Consider the following 332-nt stretch of genomic DNA (forward strand, 5'->3'; position numbering starts at 1 on the left):
CCTGAACTTTGAAGAGATGCGTCACTACCACATTGGTGATGACATTCGCAACATGGATTGGAAAGTCACCATGCGCACAGGTAAGCCGCATGTAAAGATATTCTCTGAAGAACGCGAGCGAAACGTTTACCTGCTCGTTGACCAAAGAACCAACATGTTTTTTGGTAGCACGGGAAAAATGAAATCTGTTGTCGCGGCCGAAATCGCGGCTCTCATTGCTTGGAAGGTCACGGACTCCACAGACCGCGTCGGCGCCATTATTTACAACGATACGGTGGCGGTGCCTATTGCCCCGCAGCGCAGTGCCAACCACGTATTAAAGATCTTAAATG

The 332-nt window shown here is 49.4% G+C and carries 1 protein-coding gene; it reads left to right on the forward strand.

Translation table 11 applies throughout. The features are described 5' to 3' along the window. The coding region (locus tag AB4585_RS25955) for a DUF58 domain-containing protein (protein ID WP_372171647.1) at window positions 1–332 on the forward strand (332 nt) is incomplete at both ends.

The sequence above is a fragment of the Vibrio sp. 10N.222.49.C9 genome (genome assembly GCF_041474985.1).
GTDB lineage: Bacteria > Pseudomonadota > Gammaproteobacteria > Enterobacterales > Vibrionaceae > Vibrio > Vibrio crassostreae_C.